Origin of the sequence: Silvimonas amylolytica (genome assembly GCF_014645555.1) — a bacterium.
Taxonomy (GTDB): domain Bacteria; phylum Pseudomonadota; class Gammaproteobacteria; order Burkholderiales; family Chitinibacteraceae; genus Silvimonas; species Silvimonas amylolytica.
Genome location: NZ_BMLY01000001.1, coordinates 140,147 through 155,890, shown reverse-complemented (window position 1 = coordinate 155,890; position 15,744 = coordinate 140,147). Strand labels below are relative to the sequence as shown.

Annotated in this window: 17 protein-coding genes; 9 read left to right on the top strand and 8 right to left on the bottom strand. The window is 57.3% G+C overall.

Going from position 1 to position 15,744, the window contains the following annotated elements; translation table 11 throughout:
- The first annotated feature begins 264 nt into the window (after positions 1 to 264).
- Both IEX44_RS00740 and IEX44_RS00735 read left to right on the top strand, forming a co-directional pair.
- Entirely contained in the window at positions 265 to 720 is a 456-nt protein-coding gene (locus tag IEX44_RS00740; protein WP_188687719.1) for a VOC family protein, read from the top strand.
- Positions 721 to 868: 148 nt separating this feature from the next.
- Positions 869 to 1,246: a hypothetical protein gene (locus IEX44_RS00735; protein ID WP_188687717.1), complete on the top strand. Its 378-nt coding sequence runs from the start codon at positions 869 to 871 to the stop codon at positions 1,244 to 1,246.
- A 2-nt stretch (positions 1,247 to 1,248) separates the two neighbouring features.
- Here the strand turns inward: IEX44_RS00735 and IEX44_RS00730 are convergent, their stop codons facing one another.
- From IEX44_RS00730 to IEX44_RS00720, 3 genes are all read right to left on the bottom strand, one after another.
- A complete protein-coding gene (locus IEX44_RS00730; RefSeq protein ID WP_188687715.1) occupies positions 1,249 to 1,731 on the bottom strand; it encodes a WbuC family cupin fold metalloprotein in 483 nt (160 codons plus the stop codon).
- A gap of 85 nt (positions 1,732 to 1,816) precedes the next feature.
- Positions 1,817 to 2,758, bottom strand: a complete 942-nt coding sequence (locus IEX44_RS00725) for a FecR domain-containing protein (protein ID WP_188687713.1) — start codon at positions 2,756 to 2,758, stop codon at positions 1,817 to 1,819.
- 177 nt (positions 2,759 to 2,935) lie between these two features.
- Positions 2,936 to 3,265, bottom strand: coding sequence for a DMT family transporter (locus IEX44_RS00720; protein WP_188687711.1), 330 nt, complete (start codon positions 3,263 to 3,265; stop codon positions 2,936 to 2,938).
- 179 nt (positions 3,266 to 3,444) lie between these two features.
- On the opposite strand from IEX44_RS00720, the gene IEX44_RS00715 reads away from it, so the two are divergent.
- Positions 3,445 to 4,344 (top strand): mechanosensitive ion channel family protein, encoded by a 900-nt coding sequence (locus IEX44_RS00715; RefSeq protein WP_188687710.1) that lies wholly within the window; start codon positions 3,445 to 3,447, stop codon positions 4,342 to 4,344.
- 270 nt (positions 4,345 to 4,614) lie between these two features.
- Complete coding sequence (locus tag IEX44_RS00710) at positions 4,615 to 6,438, top strand: DEAD/DEAH box helicase (protein WP_188687708.1); 1,824 nt, start codon at positions 4,615 to 4,617, stop codon at positions 6,436 to 6,438.
- Positions 6,439 to 6,500: 62 nt separating this feature from the next.
- On the opposite strand, the gene IEX44_RS00705 is transcribed toward IEX44_RS00710, so the two are convergent.
- On the bottom strand, positions 6,501 to 6,827 hold the full coding sequence (locus IEX44_RS00705; protein ID WP_188687707.1) for a YkgJ family cysteine cluster protein: 327 nt from the start codon (positions 6,825 to 6,827) through the stop codon (positions 6,501 to 6,503).
- Between the two features lie 191 nt (positions 6,828 to 7,018).
- On the opposite strand from IEX44_RS00705, the gene IEX44_RS00700 reads away from it, so the two are divergent.
- The 3 genes from IEX44_RS00700 to IEX44_RS00690 all read left to right on the top strand — a co-directional run bounded on the left by IEX44_RS00700 (position 7,019) and on the right by IEX44_RS00690 (position 9,176).
- A complete protein-coding gene (locus tag IEX44_RS00700) occupies positions 7,019 to 7,456 on the top strand; it encodes a GNAT family N-acetyltransferase (RefSeq protein WP_188687705.1) in 438 nt (145 codons plus the stop codon).
- Between the two features lie 94 nt (positions 7,457 to 7,550).
- Positions 7,551 to 7,943, top strand: a complete 393-nt coding sequence (gene rnk / locus IEX44_RS00695; protein WP_188687703.1) for a nucleoside diphosphate kinase regulator — start codon at positions 7,551 to 7,553, stop codon at positions 7,941 to 7,943.
- Positions 7,944 to 7,991: 48 nt separating this feature from the next.
- Entirely contained in the window at positions 7,992 to 9,176 is a 1,185-nt protein-coding gene (locus tag IEX44_RS00690) for a DUF2863 family protein (RefSeq protein ID WP_188687701.1), read from the top strand.
- A gap of 76 nt (positions 9,177 to 9,252) precedes the next feature.
- Here the strand turns inward: IEX44_RS00690 and IEX44_RS00685 are convergent, their stop codons facing one another.
- Positions 9,253 to 10,938: an ABC1 kinase family protein gene (locus IEX44_RS00685; RefSeq protein WP_188687700.1), complete on the bottom strand. Its 1,686-nt coding sequence runs from the start codon at positions 10,936 to 10,938 to the stop codon at positions 9,253 to 9,255.
- 297 nt (positions 10,939 to 11,235) lie between these two features.
- Between IEX44_RS00685 and IEX44_RS00680 the strand changes: the two genes are divergently transcribed.
- Positions 11,236 to 12,126 carry a C40 family peptidase gene (locus tag IEX44_RS00680; protein WP_188687698.1) on the top strand — a complete coding sequence of 297 codons (891 nt, stop codon included), beginning with the start codon at positions 11,236 to 11,238 and terminating at the stop codon, positions 12,124 to 12,126.
- An 87-nt stretch (positions 12,127 to 12,213) separates the two neighbouring features.
- Here the strand turns inward: IEX44_RS00680 and astA are convergent, their stop codons facing one another.
- The gene (gene astA / locus IEX44_RS00675) at positions 12,214 to 13,230 is read right to left on the bottom strand and encodes an arginine N-succinyltransferase (protein WP_188687694.1); all 1,017 of its coding nucleotides are present in this window, start codon (positions 13,228 to 13,230) and stop codon (positions 12,214 to 12,216) included.
- A gap of 110 nt (positions 13,231 to 13,340) precedes the next feature.
- Here astA and IEX44_RS00670 point away from each other — a divergent pair, with 110 nt between their 5' ends.
- Positions 13,341 to 13,727 carry a hypothetical protein gene (locus IEX44_RS00670; RefSeq protein ID WP_188687693.1) on the top strand — a complete coding sequence of 129 codons (387 nt, stop codon included), beginning with the start codon at positions 13,341 to 13,343 and terminating at the stop codon, positions 13,725 to 13,727.
- On the opposite strand, the gene IEX44_RS00665 is transcribed toward IEX44_RS00670, so the two are convergent.
- Complete coding sequence (locus IEX44_RS00665) at positions 13,724 to 14,104, bottom strand: nuclear transport factor 2 family protein (RefSeq protein ID WP_229678673.1); 381 nt, start codon at positions 14,102 to 14,104, stop codon at positions 13,724 to 13,726. The two genes, IEX44_RS00670 and IEX44_RS00665, sit on opposite strands and share 4 nt — an antisense overlap.
- Positions 14,104 to 15,627 carry a DNA recombination protein RmuC gene (locus IEX44_RS00660; RefSeq protein WP_188687688.1) on the bottom strand — a complete coding sequence of 508 codons (1,524 nt, stop codon included), beginning with the start codon at positions 15,625 to 15,627 and terminating at the stop codon, positions 14,104 to 14,106. The genes IEX44_RS00665 and IEX44_RS00660 overlap by 1 nt, the downstream gene beginning before the upstream one ends.
- Positions 15,628 to 15,744: the final 117 nt, after the last annotated feature.

Below are 15,744 nucleotides of genomic sequence, written 5' to 3'. Positions count from 1 at the left end.
GACGATGCGAACACGTCGCACCTCTCGTTGGTCTCTGCCAATGCAAGTGGCATGCCCGTTAGGGCCAAACGGTCACCATCACATTTAGAAACATTGATATTCTTTTGATAAATAAAGATTTTTTATTTTCATCTGTTTTGGCAGAACAGAAAAACCGCATAAGCGAGCGTATTTTGTCTAGCGTGTTTTTGGTGCAGTACAAAACCGTTACGCCACATTTTGGTGCAATCAATCAGTTTTGCCTGATGATTACGGAGATTCGTCATGAGTTCAGTCAAACCCATTCCGGATGGTTACCAGGCCATTACGCCCTATCTCATCAGTAACAATGCTGCGGAGGCCATTGCGTTTTACAAGGCGGCATTTGACGCCACGGAGCGCCTGCGCATGCCCGACGCCACAGGCAAGGTTCGCCACGCCGAACTGGTTATTAACGGCGCGGTTGTGATGCTGGCAGATGAAAACCTGGAGATGGGCGCGCGTAGCCCATTGCGGGTCGGCGGCTGCCCATTGAGCATTGTCCTGTACGTGCCTGATGTAGACGCCACCGTCGCCAGGGCGATCGCGTTAGGGGCAAAGCTGACCCGCCCGGTGGAAACGCAGTTTTATGGTGACCGATCTGGCTCTGTGACCGATCCGGACGGGTACGACTGGCACCTGGCCACGCACGTGGAAGACGTCTCTGAGGACGAGATGAAGCGACGCATGGCTGCGCTGTAACTGCGCGCGCAAATTGGCTTTCAAAAAATGAAGCCCGTCAGTGACTTGGCGTGAAATATTGAATATTTACGTTTGATTGGCCGCAACAGTTCACAGCATCAAAAGCGCGTAATCCGGATGATGAACACCATCCAACCGGAGTGCTTCCATGATGATCGAACCACGTGGCAGCGGCCGCGCGGCGAGCATTACGCAGCTCACCGCGATCCGCGCAAAACCTGGCGCGCCACAAGCCAGATTCAATCCGCCCCGCTACAACGGCCAGTCTTCAAGTGATGCAGAAGATGAATCGGAAGACGTTATTGTCGAGACCGAGGCGGCAACCCCCACTCCGCCGCCAATCGTGCGCCTGGTGGCAGAAACCTCCACACAGGTGTGGCTGCGGCGCTTGCAGATAGAAAACCGCATCGCCCCGCAAAAGGAAGATGGCGCTCAGGGACGCCCTGCCGCCACGCCGGCCAGTGTCTATGGGCAAAACAGTGTGACCGCCGAGCCTGCCGGCGATGGCTTTATCGAGAAAGGCTAGGCTTAAGCGGCCATGTCGGGAAAGCGGTCGCCAATTTGCGCTACGGCGTACCAGGCCATCAAGTCTGCAACCGTAGCCTCACCCTCTGCAGGTGACCACGTTGTGTAGTCTTCAGCGGCAATCGGCATGTACGGGCCGTGCTTGACTTCGAAGATCACGCCACCTTCATCCAGCGACAAGACGGCATGCCATGTGCCAGCGGGTGTCTCCAGAATGGCGGATTCTTCGCCCAGAACTGCTCGATCGACAACCACGCCAGCCTCATCAAAGTGCAGCACCAGAAAGCGTCCTTGCAACGGGAACAGTAATTCCCAGGTGTGGGGGTGGCGATGCGGCCGCACGTAAGTGCCCGGCTCCATGGCAATGGCCAGTCGCTGGATCGGGTCAGCCAGTTCCGGGTGCAAGTTGTGGTTGGCGCGCAAACGCGGCGATGCTGCGGCGCTTGCAGCCAAAACGGCAAGTTGATGTCGATCAATCTGTTTCATGCTGTCTCAATCCCTTGTTTGGTGTGTCCCCACAAAAATAAACGGGTCTTGCTGACCCGTTTATTCATGACTGCGGGTATGCCGCTTATTCGCGGTTTTGTTTGTGTTCAGCGCTCTGGTGCGAGCGACTGCGTTCTCTTACGGGCGGCAAGGGCTTGCCTGGCTGCCACTTGTTGTATTGCGGATGGGTTTGCATGGCCGCTTCCGGTGCACCTTGTTTGCCGCGGGCTTCATGTAATGCCCGGCGGGAGGTTTCTTCCGGGTGCGCATCCAGATAGCGCATGACCTGATCGCGTCCGCGTGTTAATGACTGCGGATTAAGCGTATAGCCGCCATGGACGCGTTTATGAATGCCATCCAGCACGCCGTTGATTTTTTCTTTGAAATCAAAGTTGGCGATACTGGCCCACATGCTGTCCTGGCGCGCCTTCATTCTGCGTGGTCGAGGCGCACTCTCCCCCGTAAACACGTCCTGCTTCGGAGACACGTTGACGGCGCTGCCATCCTTGCCGCGGATCGTCGTGCCACCTGTATGAACCGTGTGGTAGGTGCCTGGCGCCAGGCCCTGATCGTTGCCGGGCGGTAGGACATCTACATCGTAATCAGTGCCGCGGATGCCGATGGTTGCCGTGGGCGTGGTCAGTTGATAGCTATCATGGTTAAGTTTGCCAATGGCACCCGTCACCGACCGCATGGCGCCCTGCAGCAACGATAGCCAGCTACGGCCATTTTGCGGGTTATCCGGATCGTAAACATAGTCAATGATGCGAAGTTTGCCGTTGGGGCGCAGGGTCAGGCTGGCACCGTCCTCCATTTTGAGGACGACCCAGCTATTGGCACCAGTGGCGATGACATCACCCTTGTTGATGTCGTCGCCCTTGTGCAATACGTTGGTCTTGCCGTCCGGGTGTGCGGCTGTCACAAGGCCGCCCATCGCTGCCACCTGGCCTGATGCGGCCAGGGCACTTAACGGCAGGCACGTCAGCAGCGCAGCCAGTAGCCAGCGCAGCAGACTTGAATTGATCATGGTGCCTCCTCCGGTGTTGTCCGGATTTTCGGTTCTTCAAACAGTCTGGCAGTGTTTGTGCCGACGGTTTGTAACAAGCGGATGCAGCGCATGCCGGACTGTACACGGCAAGCGCTGGAACAAGGTTGCGCCTTCTGTTGTCAGGTCGGGCGCGAATACTCTGGCAGAACTAACGAACTAATGAACGCTGGAGTGAGAACAGACATTGATCACGGCGACGCCGGCCACAATCAGGCCAAGCCCGATTATCGCAGGCAGATCCAGTGCTTGCCGATACACGAAATACCCAACCAGCGAGATGAGCACAATGCCGACGCCCGACCAGATGGCATAGACAATGCCAACCGGAATGCTGCGCAAGGTCAGCGCCAGACAATAAAATGCCACGGCGTAGCCCACTACAACTATGACGGAGGGCACCCATTTCGAAAATCCATCTGCAGCTTTCAGCGCGGAGGTTGCAATGACTTCCGCCACGATAGCGATAGCTAGCCAGACCCAGTTCATCGACGTGCTCCTGCCTTGCGAAAAGCCGATTCCACCAACCGCACTGATATAAGTCAAGCTGCAACTCTGGCAGGATTTGGGTTGACGCCTTGCCACCGGTATCGGACAAGCGTGGTATTCGCGCGGCAAATCAAAGCACCCTGCTACAATCGCCTTGTTGTCCCTTCCTGGCTTTCTGCATGCTCAAAGACCTGATTTCGACCATCACAGACGTCGCCTTCCTGCGTGATCTTTTCATTTCGCTCGGACTGATTGTTCTTCTCTTGTTTGCGCACTCGCTGGTGCGCCGTGCCATCTTGCGCCGAACAAAGCTGCAGCCCGAAGACAAGCGCCGGCTGCTGGTTTATTCGCGCAACGCCTCGCTGATTCTGTTTGTGCTGGGCACTGTGGTGATCTGGGGGCACGAAATCGAGGCCTTTGCCGTATCGCTGGTCGCCATAGCTGCGGCTATCGTCATCGGCACCAAAGAAATCATCATGTGCGTGCTGGGGTCGATTTACCGCACGACCAGTCGCGCGTTTGAGGTGGGTGACCGCATCGAAATCGGGCAGATTCGTGGTCGGGTGATTGACATGAATCTTTTGAATACCACGTTAATTGAATCGTCCGCTGCGCTCCCTAATAAAGGAACCGTCGGGCGCGGCGTTGTCATTCCTAACTCCATGTTCCTGTCCGCGCCGGTCTACAACGAAACCATGCTGGGTGCGTACGTTTTGCAGAGCATTCACATTGCGTTGAATCGGGGTGAGGATTGGCACCTGGCTGAATCTGCGCTACTGAACGCTGGCGCTGCCGTCATTGAAGAATATGCGGCTGACCTGGCCATGCATGTGCGAGAACTCGAGCGCAACTATGCAGTAGACACACCGCCCACCGAACCGCGCGTACGTATTTCACTCGATGATCGTGAAGCGGTTAACCTGCATTTGCAATTGCCGGTGCCGCTGGGACAAAGAGCGCGTATTGAACAACGGGTATTGCGGGAATATCTGGCGGCATTGCCCGCATCCGGGGTTGTTCCGGTGGGCGTCGGCAAAGATGAACCAGCAACAATCAAGCCGCGGGTAACTCCGCGATAACCGGTCAAATGGGCACGGGGCTTGTTTGCAGGCAAAAATGTAGTTTTGTTACCGACAAATTAAGAAAAATCCGTATATTTTGTTGCGGCGCCTACAAAATATCTATATAGTCTTGCCCTTCGCCTCGGGATAACGTAATCCCGCTTGAAATTTCATCGCCCCCTGACCTTCTGCCGCCCTGCGTTCGATGTTTGATTGCGGTTGTCTTTTTGGTTAGGTCGATGCTCGCCGGCCCTTAAGTAGCCGGCCAACCGTAACCAGGAAACAATCATGTCGCACGTAGCCCATGATCCGGCTCAGGATCAGGACACCTCTTTCTCGTCGCTCGGCCTTGCTGCCGAAATTGTGCAAGAACTGACCTCTCAAGGCCTGCACAACCCGACCCCCGTACAAGCCGCTGCTATTCCTGTTTTGCTGGAAGGCCACGATCTGATGGCATCCGCCCAGACGGGTACCGGCAAGACCGCAGCATTCTTGCTGCCGGCACTGAATCGTCTGGCCCGCCCGCCCAAGCATCACGGCAAAGGTCCGCGCGTTCTGGTATTGACCCCGACTCGCGAACTGGCTGAACAGGTCTCCAAGGTCGCCATGGCTTTCAGTCGCCGCATTCCGCGTTGCAAGGTGGTGAGCCTGGTGGGTGGCGTTCCTTATCCGGTACAACACAAGCAACTGGCTCAGCCGGTTGAAATCGTCGTCGCCACTCCGGGCCGCCTGATGGATCTGATGCGCAGTGGCCGCATTGATTTCCGTCGCCTGGAATTGCTGGTGCTGGATGAAGCCGACCGCATGCTGGACATGGGCTTCATTGATGACATCGAAGCCATTGTTGCCGAACTGCCGCAAGAACGTCAGACCGCACTGTTCTCTGCCACGCTGTCGGAAACCGTGCAGGAATTTGCCCGTCCGATGCTGCGTGACCCGCGCAAGGTGGAACTGGCCCCGCAAGGCCTGCCGACCGCCAACGTCGAACAATCCGTGCACTATGCCGACGGCTACGAGCACAAGCTCAAGCTGACCGCTGCACTGGCTGAAGCTGCCGCTGGCACTCAGTCGATCATCTTTACCGCCACCAAAGCTGATGCCGATGGCATTGCTGACTGGCTGCGTGTCGCTGGCCTGAAGGCTGATGCCATGCACGGTGACCTGCCGCAACGCAGCCGCCGCAAGGTGCTGGACAAGCTGCGCCGTGGCGAGATCGACATGTTGGTCGCGACCGACGTGGCTGCTCGTGGTATCGACGTGGCAGGTATTGGTCAGGTGATCAACTTTGATCTGCCGCGCTTCTCTGAAGATTACATCCACCGCATTGGCCGTACTGGCCGTGCCGGTCGCTCTGGTCGCGCCATTTCGCTGGTGACTCGTAACGACTTCGTGTTGCTGACCCGCATCAAGAAGCGCTATCAAGTCAACTTCGAAACCATGACCCTGGAAGGCCTGGAGTCGCGCTTCCAGCCGAACCAGCGCCGTACCGATGACCGTCGCCCAAGCGGCGGCCGCTCCTTCGGTGATCGCCCGCGTCAAGGCGGTGACCGTCAAGGCTATGGCAATCGTGACAGCGCACCGCGCCATAACAACGAAAACCGTGAGCACGCTCCGCGCGAAAACAACTATTTCCGCGATCGTCGCGAAGGCAATCTGGGCGAAAACGGCCAGCAACGCAGCTTTGAAAATCGTCCGCGTCCGGAAGGCGGCTATCGCAACAACCGTGATGGTCAGCGCGAAGGCGGTTTCAACCGTGATGGCGCACCGCGCGAAAACCGTTTCAACCGCGATGCCGGCCAGGGCGAAAAGCGCGATTTCGGCAATCGTGAAACCGGCAATCGCGAATACGGTAACCGCGAATACGGTAACCGCGAAGGTGGCTTTAACCGCGATGCAGCTCCGCGTGAGAACCGCGGCGGCTACGGTAAGCGTGAAGGCGGCTACGGCGAGAAGCGTGACTTCGGCAATCGCGAAGGTGGTTTTAACCGTGAAGGCGGCGCACGTCGTGAAGGTGGCTTCAACCAACCGCGTCGCGATGACCGCTTTGGTGGCGACCGTCGCCCACGCACCGGGGGTGATTTCTCCCGTCGTGGCGATCGCTCCGGCGAATAAGCCTGGCTGATGTAAAACAACGCCTCCGTATGGAGGCGTTGTTGTTTGTGGTGCCCGGAAATTCAGGTTTCCAGCGGAGGCAATCCATGTCGAGCCCGCGCCAGGTTGCAGGCGTCACTGAACTGCCCCACTTCGGCTAGCGGCGCAAACTCCAGGCAAGGATTGGGGCGCTCTCGATAGAGGCCGCAATGCACAGATTTACCAATCTCACCAACCAGTGCAATGCAGCGAGGCCGAGCGTAATCAGTACCCCGCATGCGGCAAAGCGAAGGGGTTTCAAGGTCCGCAACGCCATCAGGCACAGTGCCGCCCTCGCTTTCAAGTTCCGAGATATCAAAAGTGACGCGAAACGCGGCGCAACAGGCACCACAAGACAAACAGGGATTCATTTCGATTCGTTCAATCAGGCCGGCCAATCATTGTAATGGCTTGCCGCAATGCCGCGAAGCGGGCAAACTGCCCACCCCGCAAACACGTCGTTCTTATGTCGCAACACCCGCATTCCACCGTTTTCGTTCGCCCGGCTACCTCGGGAGACCTCCCGGCCATAGATCTCATCCAGCGGCTTTGCTATCAGCCCATGTTCCATGAGCCCGTCGAAACTTTTGCCGCACGTTTGCGTCTGTCCCCCGGGTCGAGCTGGGTGGCCGAAGCCGGTGGACAAGTGCTGGGCTATTTCTTCACCCACCCATGGGCAGGTGAAACGCCTCCACCACTAGGCAGAGCCCTGCAGCAATTGCCGGCCAACCAGGATACGCACTTCCTGCATGACCTGGCCGTCCACCCACAGGCGCGCGGTCGCGGCGTGGCTCCGAGGCTGGTTGAGGCGGCACTTGACTGGGGTAGACAACGCGGGCTGAAATTTACCCGCCTCGTCGCCGTGGCCGGTGCAGCACCGTTCTGGCGCAAATGGGGATTCAAACCCGTGGCGACTGCGCCAGCCTACGGTGACGACGCGGCCCTGATGGCCTTGCCTGTGGAAAGCCAGAGAATTACTACCAGCCAGACTGCGGCCTGATTCATCCTATACTTCCCGAGGACCGCGGCGTTTTGCGGTTACCAAAGCCAGGCCAATGCCTGGCTTTATTGCTTTCAGAACAAGGAGAGTCAAAATGACCCGTCAACCCACGCTGATGATCGCCCGTCCAGACCTGGAACGACTGGAAACCCTGATTGCCCGTCACCCAGGAGATCTGACCGCGCTGGAAAATGAACTGGCTCGTGCACAAGTGGTGGAGCCTGACGCTGTGCCAGATGACGTCATCGGAATGAACACGACGGCCCGTTTTGTGGATGACGCCACAGGGGCCAGCCACACGTTCACGCTGGTGTATCCGCAAGACGCAGACATTGCGGCTGGCCGCATCTCCATTCTCGCCCCCGTAGGTAGCGCGCTACTTGGATTGTCCGTTGGACAAACGATCGCCTGGCCCGCGCCCGGTGGACGCACCTTGCAGTTGCGAGTTTTGGCAGTGACGCGACAAGCTGCCCGTGCCGAGCAGTGAAGCGCTAGAATTACGCGATACTCATCTCTTTGCATCAGGTCTTTCCGTATGCTCAAGCGCAACCGCACCGCCCGCCGTGGGCGCAGCCCCGCCAATGAAGTCGAACTGATCCGCCTTGCAGAGGGACTGGCCGCCTCGACTAGCCGCCTGGAAGACACTTTCTGGCTGACACGCCTGACTGCGCTGATTGAGAAACTGCTACAAGATCGCGACGAAGACACGCTGACCAGTGCGCTTGATCAATTGGCCGAAAACGATGCCGAGGCCTACACCGCACTGGCCGACGCCATTGAAGGTGCCTGCGAGTCGTTCAGACTGACCATTAATGGCAAGGCTTGGGATGCGCTACTGTTCACGGCCCCCTTGTTGACCTGGTCGCGCTGGCAGATCGCTTCGGGGCCCATCAATGCAGAAACCGTCCGCAATACTCAAACCCAGTTAAGGGCTCATGTGTTTGCGCAGGATGCGCGTATTGCAATTGCCGATTTTCTGTTCAGCCCCGACCAATTGCCGCGTGGCTTTGTACCCACACTGGAGCTATTGCAGGCATTAACCAAAGCCGCGCAAGACAGCGGTACGCTCAAAGTGGATGCACGTACGCTACCGGAAACGCGAGCATTTTTGTCGGATACCCGATACGTCATCGGCGCGGTACTGGTACCGGCCGACGAGGCGATTTTTCGCTGGCAAGAAGATGATGGCGATCAAGAAGAGGCAGAAACGCAGTGGCGTCGTCAGGGTGGCGGTGTATTGCAACCACTCTTGCCGGGGGCTGCGTCAGAAACGCTGCTGCCGGGCGCCTATCATGGCACCTGGCGAGAAGCCGACCGCGCCTCACGCGCCTATGCGTTGCGCGCCACGGTGTCCTTCCTGATGTTGACGCTCAACATCACCGCGCGGGACCTGCAAGCGGTCATCGGCCCGTTTGCCGGCAAGCGACTGGAGGAATATCGCGTGGGCTTCCTGCGGCGTGGCGACGACAAGATAATTCAGGGTGTGGTCTGGCCATTGCTGGATGGAGAGGACGAGCATACTGATTGCGTTACGGATATCGAAGCGCAACTCAAAGACGCGGGCATCGTCGACATTCTGGTGCATGAGCATGAGTTTCCGCTGGATTACTGCGATGACTGTGGCTCGCCGCTTTACCCCAATCCAGAGGGCGAAGTACTGCACACCGAGCCTCCCGAGGAGGCCGAGGCTCAGCCGGAAGCGCCACGACACCTGCATTAACCATTAAGTTAAGGCATGTCACACAACAAAGCGGCCCACAGGCCGCTTTGTTGTGTGATGACATTTACAACCGGCGCTACTGTTCTTCTTTGCCAGACACCCAGATTGAAAAAATAAGCCACAGGGTGTTGAAAAATGCGATGGCAAAACCCAGAAAGCCAAACGCAGGCAAACCAAACAACATCGGCCCGGCCTTCACGGTAATCACGATCGATGAACCAATGATCAGACAACCCGTGACAATACCCATCGTCAGGCGGTTGGCGCTTTTCGCCAGCTGCGTACCAAAACGATCCAGCCGTTTGAGGTCCAGATCTACCCGGAAATTGCCACGCCGCGCCTGCCGCACCAGCTTGGCCACATCGCGCGGCAACCCGGTGATCAGATCAAACGCATCAGCCATGCCCTCTTTGGAGCGTTTGTACAGCGCCTGGGGCTTGTAACGATCAACCAGGACTTCACGCACAAAGGGCGTGAGTTGTTCGATCATCTGGAAGTCAGGGTTTAATTGCCGCCCCAACCCTTCCAGCGTAATCAGCGCTTTGAATAACAACGTGAGATCCGCTGGCAAGGTAATCTCATGCTCACGCATGATGACTGCAACTTCGCTCAGCAAAACGCCAATCTGGATATCCTTGAGTGGCAGATTCTCGTAATTGAAAATAAAGCCGGCGATGTCTGCGGCCAGCAATTCCTCATCCACCACGGTATCACCCGTCCACTCCATCAGGACATCCATGATGCCGTGCTCGTCGCGACGGGCCAGCGCGGCCAACAGATCAACAATCTGATCGCGACGTTGATGTGGCAGGCGGCCCACCATGCCGAAATCAAGAAAAGCGATACGATTGCCCGGCAGATATTTGACGTTGCCCGGGTGTGGGTCCGCATGAAAATATCCATCGATCAGCACCATCTTCAAGACGGCGTCCGCACCCCGCGCAGCCAGCATTTTACGATCATACCCGCCCTCCTCGAGCGCTGGCAGATCGTTGCCGGCAAGCCCACCAACCCAACTTTGCACGTTCATGTATTCATTGGTGTACTCCCAATGAATACGTGGAATTTCAATCTCGGCGTGATCTGCAAAGTTCTGCGCAAAACGCTCCAGGTTGCGCGCTTCTGCTGCCAGGCTCAATTCGCGGCGCAAAGATTTGGCGAACTCATCGACAATTTTGACGGGCTGATAGCGCCGCGCCTCCGGAAACTCAAATTCCATGAGCGAGGCAATCTGCCGCAGGATGCGCAAGTCTGAATCGATTTTCGCCACAATACCTGGGCGACGAATCTTCAGAACGACCTCTTCACCCGTTACCAGCCGCGCGCGATGGACTTGTGCAATCGAAGCTGAGCCAACCGGTAACGGGTCAAGCTCAAGGAAAATTTCGTGTGGGTCCCGGCCGAGGATCAGCATGAGTTCTGGCAACAACTCGTCGAACGGAACCGGCGGCACGTTGGATTGCAGTTTTTCGAACTCTGCGATCCAGTCAGGGGTAAATACATCGACCCGCGTTGCCAGTACCTGTCCCAGCTTGATAAAGGTGGGTCCGAGCTCCTCCAGGGCACGGCGGACGCGCACTGGCGGGTCCAGCAGTTCAATGCCGTGTTCGCCAGGCAGACGCAGCAAGTCACTGGCGCGCTCCAGCCCCTTGGCCAGCCCCAGTCGTTGCACCAGATTGCCGAGGCCGTGACGCATTAATACCGAGATAATCTCCCGTACGCGCGGCAAGTCGCGCATAACGGTAAATGTTTCCTTGAGCATGCTTGAGTATGTTTCCCGCTGTGGTTGCTCTGCATGGTGCAAGATAACCCATTTCTGGCACGGAAGCTGTCTTGCCCGCCCTGATTGTTTACTCGCATGTAATATTTTTGCGGCAATGGAACCATTGCCCGGCAATCACCTCGAAAGGCGTTCCCCCTGTTTTTCTGACTGTTTTTTCAGTGATCCACTTCTTTCTGTCAACCTTGTGTGAGCCTGCTGAAAACGTTGCCACGGGCATCGTCCGATGGCGAAATTCGTGCTTTACAGCATCAGGACACACCGATACAGTTTGCCCCCATGAAATGTAATCGGCTGATTTTCGCCCTCGTGTTGGGCTTTACGTTTTACGGGGCGCAGGCAGACGACCTTCCCGCAACAGGCACCAGCGCGGCCTCTGAGCCCGCTGCGTCTGGTTGGCTGGGCGGCAGCAAAAGCAGCAAATCCAGTCGCTCAGCAGACAAAGCTGCTGCAGAAAAGCCCGCCCCGGAAAAATCCACAGAATCCGCAGACGATGGCGCACCCAATCCGGCCCAGCCGGCGCAGCAGCTTTTGCTGCAAGCCATGAGCCTGATCGGGGTCAAATACAGGTGGGGTGGCAAAACGCCCGAGTCCGGCCTGGACTGCAGCGGCTTCGTCCGTTATGTATTCCAGAACGCACTCAACATCACCCTGCCACATAACGCACTGGCGATGAGTCAGTCTGGCAAGGACGTGGACCGCACCGAACTGAAGCCGGGCGACCTCGTATTCTTCAATACCCTGCGTCGCAAGTTTTCGCACGTGGGTATTTATCTGGGTGATAACCGCTTTGTGCACTCGCCTCGAACCGGGCGTGACATTGAAGTGGCCAATATGGGTGAGTCTTACTGGACTAGCCGTTTTGATGGTGCGCGCCGGGTGACGGATGTCAGCGGTGAAGCGCCAAGCCTTGCCAGTCTGCTTGCCGTCGCCGGAGCCTCCCGTGCCACCAATCAGTCCGAGTCCGCTGCGGCAGCCGGATTGAGTGTGCAAGATGGCAGTGGCGGCAATTGTCGCAAGGTCACCAAGGGCAAAGGCAAGCACAAACACGTCGAAACGGTGTGCGGCAAACCCAAGTCAAGCAAAGGCACCGCCGCGTCTGGCAAAACAAGCAGCAAGTCGACCGGCCAGAAAGCACCTGCGCGCAGCACCAGGAAAAAAACGCATTAAACCTGCGCTGGTGGTGTCTGGCCCGCATAACGAAAAGCCCGCATACGCGGGCTTTTCGTTATTACCAGATGACGCAGACCATGTGTTCTACGGCGCCAGCCTGACTGCCCGCACGCTATCACCATCCGCAATCTCCAGTCGCTGCAAAATATCTTCGGTCAGCGCAAGCACGCCTTCCAGTGGGTGCGTCACGGCCAGCACGCAGCGAAAGTCTTGCAGCTTGCGGTTGCTAACCAGCCAGGACTCGCCTTCTTTGGGCGAAGTCTTAACCGCGAGTGCCTTGTACACTTGGCTGTCACGCACTGCACGAATGTCGTGCAACGCACTTTCCAGGCTTGGGCCTGCATCAAAAATATCCACATAACCGCGGTAACGAAAGCCCTCTGCTTCCAGTAACTTGCGCGCCGGTCGCGTGGCCGGGTGTACCTCTGCCACGGCAGCTTGTGCCTCTTCGGACAACAGGCACGTATAGATCGGGTAGCTGGGCATTAGCTCTGCGATGAACGATTTATTGCCCACGTAAGAGAGAAAATCCGCCCGGGCGAAATCCATTTTGAAGAAATGTCGCCCCAGACTTTCCCAGAACGGAGAGCGCCCTGCCTCATCGGAAACTCCGCGCATTTCCGCGATCACGCGCTCGGCAAAGCGATGTGGAAACTCCGCCATAAACAGAAAGCGCGACTTGGATAGCAAACCGCCATTGCCATTGCCGCGATGCTCGGGCAGCAAAAACAGTGAGCACAGTTCGGATGAGCCCGTCAGGTCGGAACTCAGAAACAGCGTCGTCAACTGCTTGTAGATATCCAGTTCGCGCGAGGTATGCACCGTCAAACCAACGCGATAGTTGTACCAGGTGTCACGCATACCCACGGCAGATTCAATGCCGGACGTACCAACGAGTTGTCCGGTGGCTTCGTCCTCAAGCGCAAAGAAGTAACTGGCATCGCCCAGCCGGGGCTCGCCAGCGACAGCGGCCATGCTGGCTGCAATGCGCGACTGCAAGCGCTCAGCATTGGGTTGAAGTGTGGTCACCCCGACGCCAGCTTTGTTGGCCAGATCAAATAAGCGGTGGAAATCGCTGTGCCGCAAAAAGCGGATACGCATGGTGTGTCCTTTGGGTCTGTCATCAGGCGTGTCGGGCGTTGGCCCGCCTGGTCTGCCGGGGGTTCTTGTGGAACGAGGGGCGCACAGTCAGATGCGGGCAGTTGAACCAAATGCAAGACAGTCTTGCAGTCAGGGCTTTGCCAGCTACGATGAAGCTGCAACAATTGGCGCGCCTTGACTTGTCGATCACCCCTAACGAACGCCACTGGCGAGATCAAACGCCTTTCATGATCCACCTGATCACGGGTTTGACCATCCTGATTGTCGTTGTCGCCCTCGTCTATCGATGGGGGCCTTCGCGCCTTCGCGACAGACTTCCCTCCAAAGCCGCCTATGCACTGCGCCACGCCCGCCAACTGCAGGGCGGGCTGTTGCGTTGCCATCTGTGTGGTCACACAGGCATTGGCGTTGACCCGAAGCGCGGAACCCCTACCTGCAAGATTTACGCCTGCCAGCGGTGCGGCGCTTCGCTTTGGCGTGACAAGATGAGTCGTTAGGTCAACGCCTCAACCCAATGTGCGCGATTTTCTGGCGCTTCGTAGGGCTCTGGCCAGTACTCGACCAGCTTGCTGATGCGTTGCCCTGTGAAGGTAAAGAACGAAATGGCGCGCGCCTTTTGCACGCCATCCGTGATCGAGACATCCGTCACAACCTGATCGGCGCCCGCGACCATCCGGTTTAGTTCAAACCGCCAAAGGCCATGCGCGGGATATTCCCGATTCAGGCCGGCAAAGTTGGCTCGACCCCGAATGCGTTCGTTGGACTGTGGCCACTCGGCGACAAATTCGTCAGCAAGTACCGCTCCGACTGCCTCAAAATCGTTAGTCTGCATCAAACGCCAGAATTCGCGCACCAGCGCCTCTGAGTCACGCATCATTCCTCGTCCTGCAACGCTTCCTCGTACGCTGGCAGCGAAGCTGGCCGGGGTGCACTGGCTTGCTCCAGCAAAGGCTCATCCAGCCGGACTTGTTCGATTTCTTCAAAGCGGCGGGAGATTTTCTCACTGGTAATCGCTACGTTTTGTGCGTCTTCATGCGCCTGACGGATATGCGTAGCCAGCTTTTTCATGCGGTCGTCAAAGCGCGCAAATTCAGTGCCAAGCCGACCCAGCGCGTCCTTGATGATATGCACTTGCTTGCGGGTTTCCACGTCTTTGATGACTGCGCGAGCGGTGTTCAACACCGCCATCAATGTGGTCGGTGAGACGATCCACACGCGCTGTTTCATGGCGTGATTCACCAATTCCGCATGATAGGCGTGGATTTCCGCAAATACGGCTTCGGCCGGGACAAACATCACAGCACCGTCTGCCGTCTCATTCGGGATGATGTATTTGCTGCTAATGTCATCGATATGTTTTTTGACGTCAGCACGGAAAGCCCGTTGCGCCATGGTGCGGTCTTCACCGGCCTCAAACATGCGATGGTAGTTTTCCAGCGGGAACTTCGCATCCACGGCCACAAAGCCCGTTGGCTCAGGCAGCTTGAGCAAGCAATCAACCCGCGTGCCGTTCGACAGCGTGGCTTGCATCTCATACACCTGCGGCGGTAGCACGTTGTGCACGAGGCTTTCCAGTTGCACCTCGCCAAAGGCGCCGCGAGAGCGTTTGTCGCCCAACAACTCCTGCAGGCTGACCACATTTGTCGTCAGGCCATCAATCTTTTTCTGAGCCTCATCAATGGTGGCCAGTCGCGCCATCACATTGGCAAATGTTTCGTTGGTTTTCTTGAAACCCTCATCCAGGCGCTCGTTGACCTTGCCAGAAATCTCGGCCAGGCGCGTATCGGCAGTTTGAGTCAGTTGAGCTACCGATTGCGTGAGTTGGGTGCTGGTTATCGCCAATGCCTCGCGCAGTTGATCCATTTCGCGCTTGGACTGATCAGCCAGCATCTGGGCCAGTTTCACCAGCACTTCTTCGCGCAGCGTGTCTTGTTTGGATTGCAGTGACTCAGAGATCTCGGCCAGTTGGCGCAGAAGTTGTTCGCGCGACTCACCTTGAGTGGTCGTCAGCGCCAGGCGCAGAGTTGAAAGAGACTCTGTCTGGGTGATCTGCAAACGCTCCAGCGCGCTTCGGGTCTGGTTCAGTTCGGTTGAGACACCGCCGCGCAGGCGGTCAAAAGCCTCACCCATGTTGGCACGCAACTGCTCGCTGGAATGCGTGATCGCGGTATTGAGCAAACTGGCGTGCTGCGTGAGCGCGTTGTGCGTGGTTTCTGCCTGGCGTGCAAGGCCAGCATGAAACTGGTTCAGGATTTCACGCTGACTGGCGTTCAATTCAGATGCCAGCGCTTCGACCGCTTGCTCCTGCACCCGTGCCAGTTGCTGCAACCGGAACACGACCAGTACGCCGGCCAGCAAGGCCACCAGGGTTGTTACGCCAAACAGTAGATCAATCATTACTTGTGTTACCTGTTTACATTTGGATTGCCAGAACCTTGCATGCCGTTAAACCTGCAGTCGTGAGCGGATTGTAGGCAAGAGCAGTCCCCTTCACCAGCGGGAACGGACACACGC

Excerpts from the sequence above, each read along its gene's own strand:
- IEX44_RS00720 (WP_188687711.1), bottom strand. The coding sequence starts at position 3,265 with ATGAACTGGGTCTGGCTAGCTATCGCTATCGTGGCGGAAGTCATTGCA.
- rnk (WP_188687703.1), top strand. The coding sequence starts at position 7,551 with ATGACCCGTCAACCCACGCTGATGATCGCCCGTCCAGACCTGGAACGA.
- IEX44_RS00685 (WP_188687700.1), bottom strand. The coding sequence starts at position 10,938 with ATGCTCAAGGAAACATTTACCGTTATGCGCGACTTGCCGCGCGTACGG.
- IEX44_RS00730 (WP_188687715.1), bottom strand. The coding sequence starts at position 1,731 with ATGAAACAGATTGATCGACATCAACTTGCCGTTTTGGCTGCAAGCGCC.
- IEX44_RS00735 (WP_188687717.1), top strand. The coding sequence starts at position 869 with ATGATGATCGAACCACGTGGCAGCGGCCGCGCGGCGAGCATTACGCAG.
- IEX44_RS00700 (WP_188687705.1), top strand. The coding sequence starts at position 7,019 with ATGTTCCATGAGCCCGTCGAAACTTTTGCCGCACGTTTGCGTCTGTCC.
- IEX44_RS00715 (WP_188687710.1), top strand. The coding sequence starts at position 3,445 with ATGCTCAAAGACCTGATTTCGACCATCACAGACGTCGCCTTCCTGCGT.
- IEX44_RS00710 (WP_188687708.1), top strand. The coding sequence starts at position 4,615 with ATGTCGCACGTAGCCCATGATCCGGCTCAGGATCAGGACACCTCTTTC.
- IEX44_RS00705 (WP_188687707.1), bottom strand. The coding sequence starts at position 6,827 with ATGAATCCCTGTTTGTCTTGTGGTGCCTGTTGCGCCGCGTTTCGCGTC.
- IEX44_RS00670 (WP_188687693.1), top strand. The coding sequence starts at position 13,341 with ATGCAAGACAGTCTTGCAGTCAGGGCTTTGCCAGCTACGATGAAGCTG.
- IEX44_RS00725 (WP_188687713.1), bottom strand. The coding sequence starts at position 2,758 with ATGATCAATTCAAGTCTGCTGCGCTGGCTACTGGCTGCGCTGCTGACG.
- IEX44_RS00660 (WP_188687688.1), bottom strand. The coding sequence starts at position 15,627 with ATGATTGATCTACTGTTTGGCGTAACAACCCTGGTGGCCTTGCTGGCC.
- IEX44_RS00740 (WP_188687719.1), top strand. The coding sequence starts at position 265 with ATGAGTTCAGTCAAACCCATTCCGGATGGTTACCAGGCCATTACGCCC.
- IEX44_RS00665 (WP_229678673.1), bottom strand. The coding sequence starts at position 14,104 with ATGCGTGACTCAGAGGCGCTGGTGCGCGAATTCTGGCGTTTGATGCAG.
- astA (WP_188687694.1), bottom strand. The coding sequence starts at position 13,230 with ATGCGTATCCGCTTTTTGCGGCACAGCGATTTCCACCGCTTATTTGAT.
- IEX44_RS00690 (WP_188687701.1), top strand. The coding sequence starts at position 7,992 with ATGCTCAAGCGCAACCGCACCGCCCGCCGTGGGCGCAGCCCCGCCAAT.
- IEX44_RS00680 (WP_188687698.1), top strand. The coding sequence starts at position 11,236 with ATGAAATGTAATCGGCTGATTTTCGCCCTCGTGTTGGGCTTTACGTTT.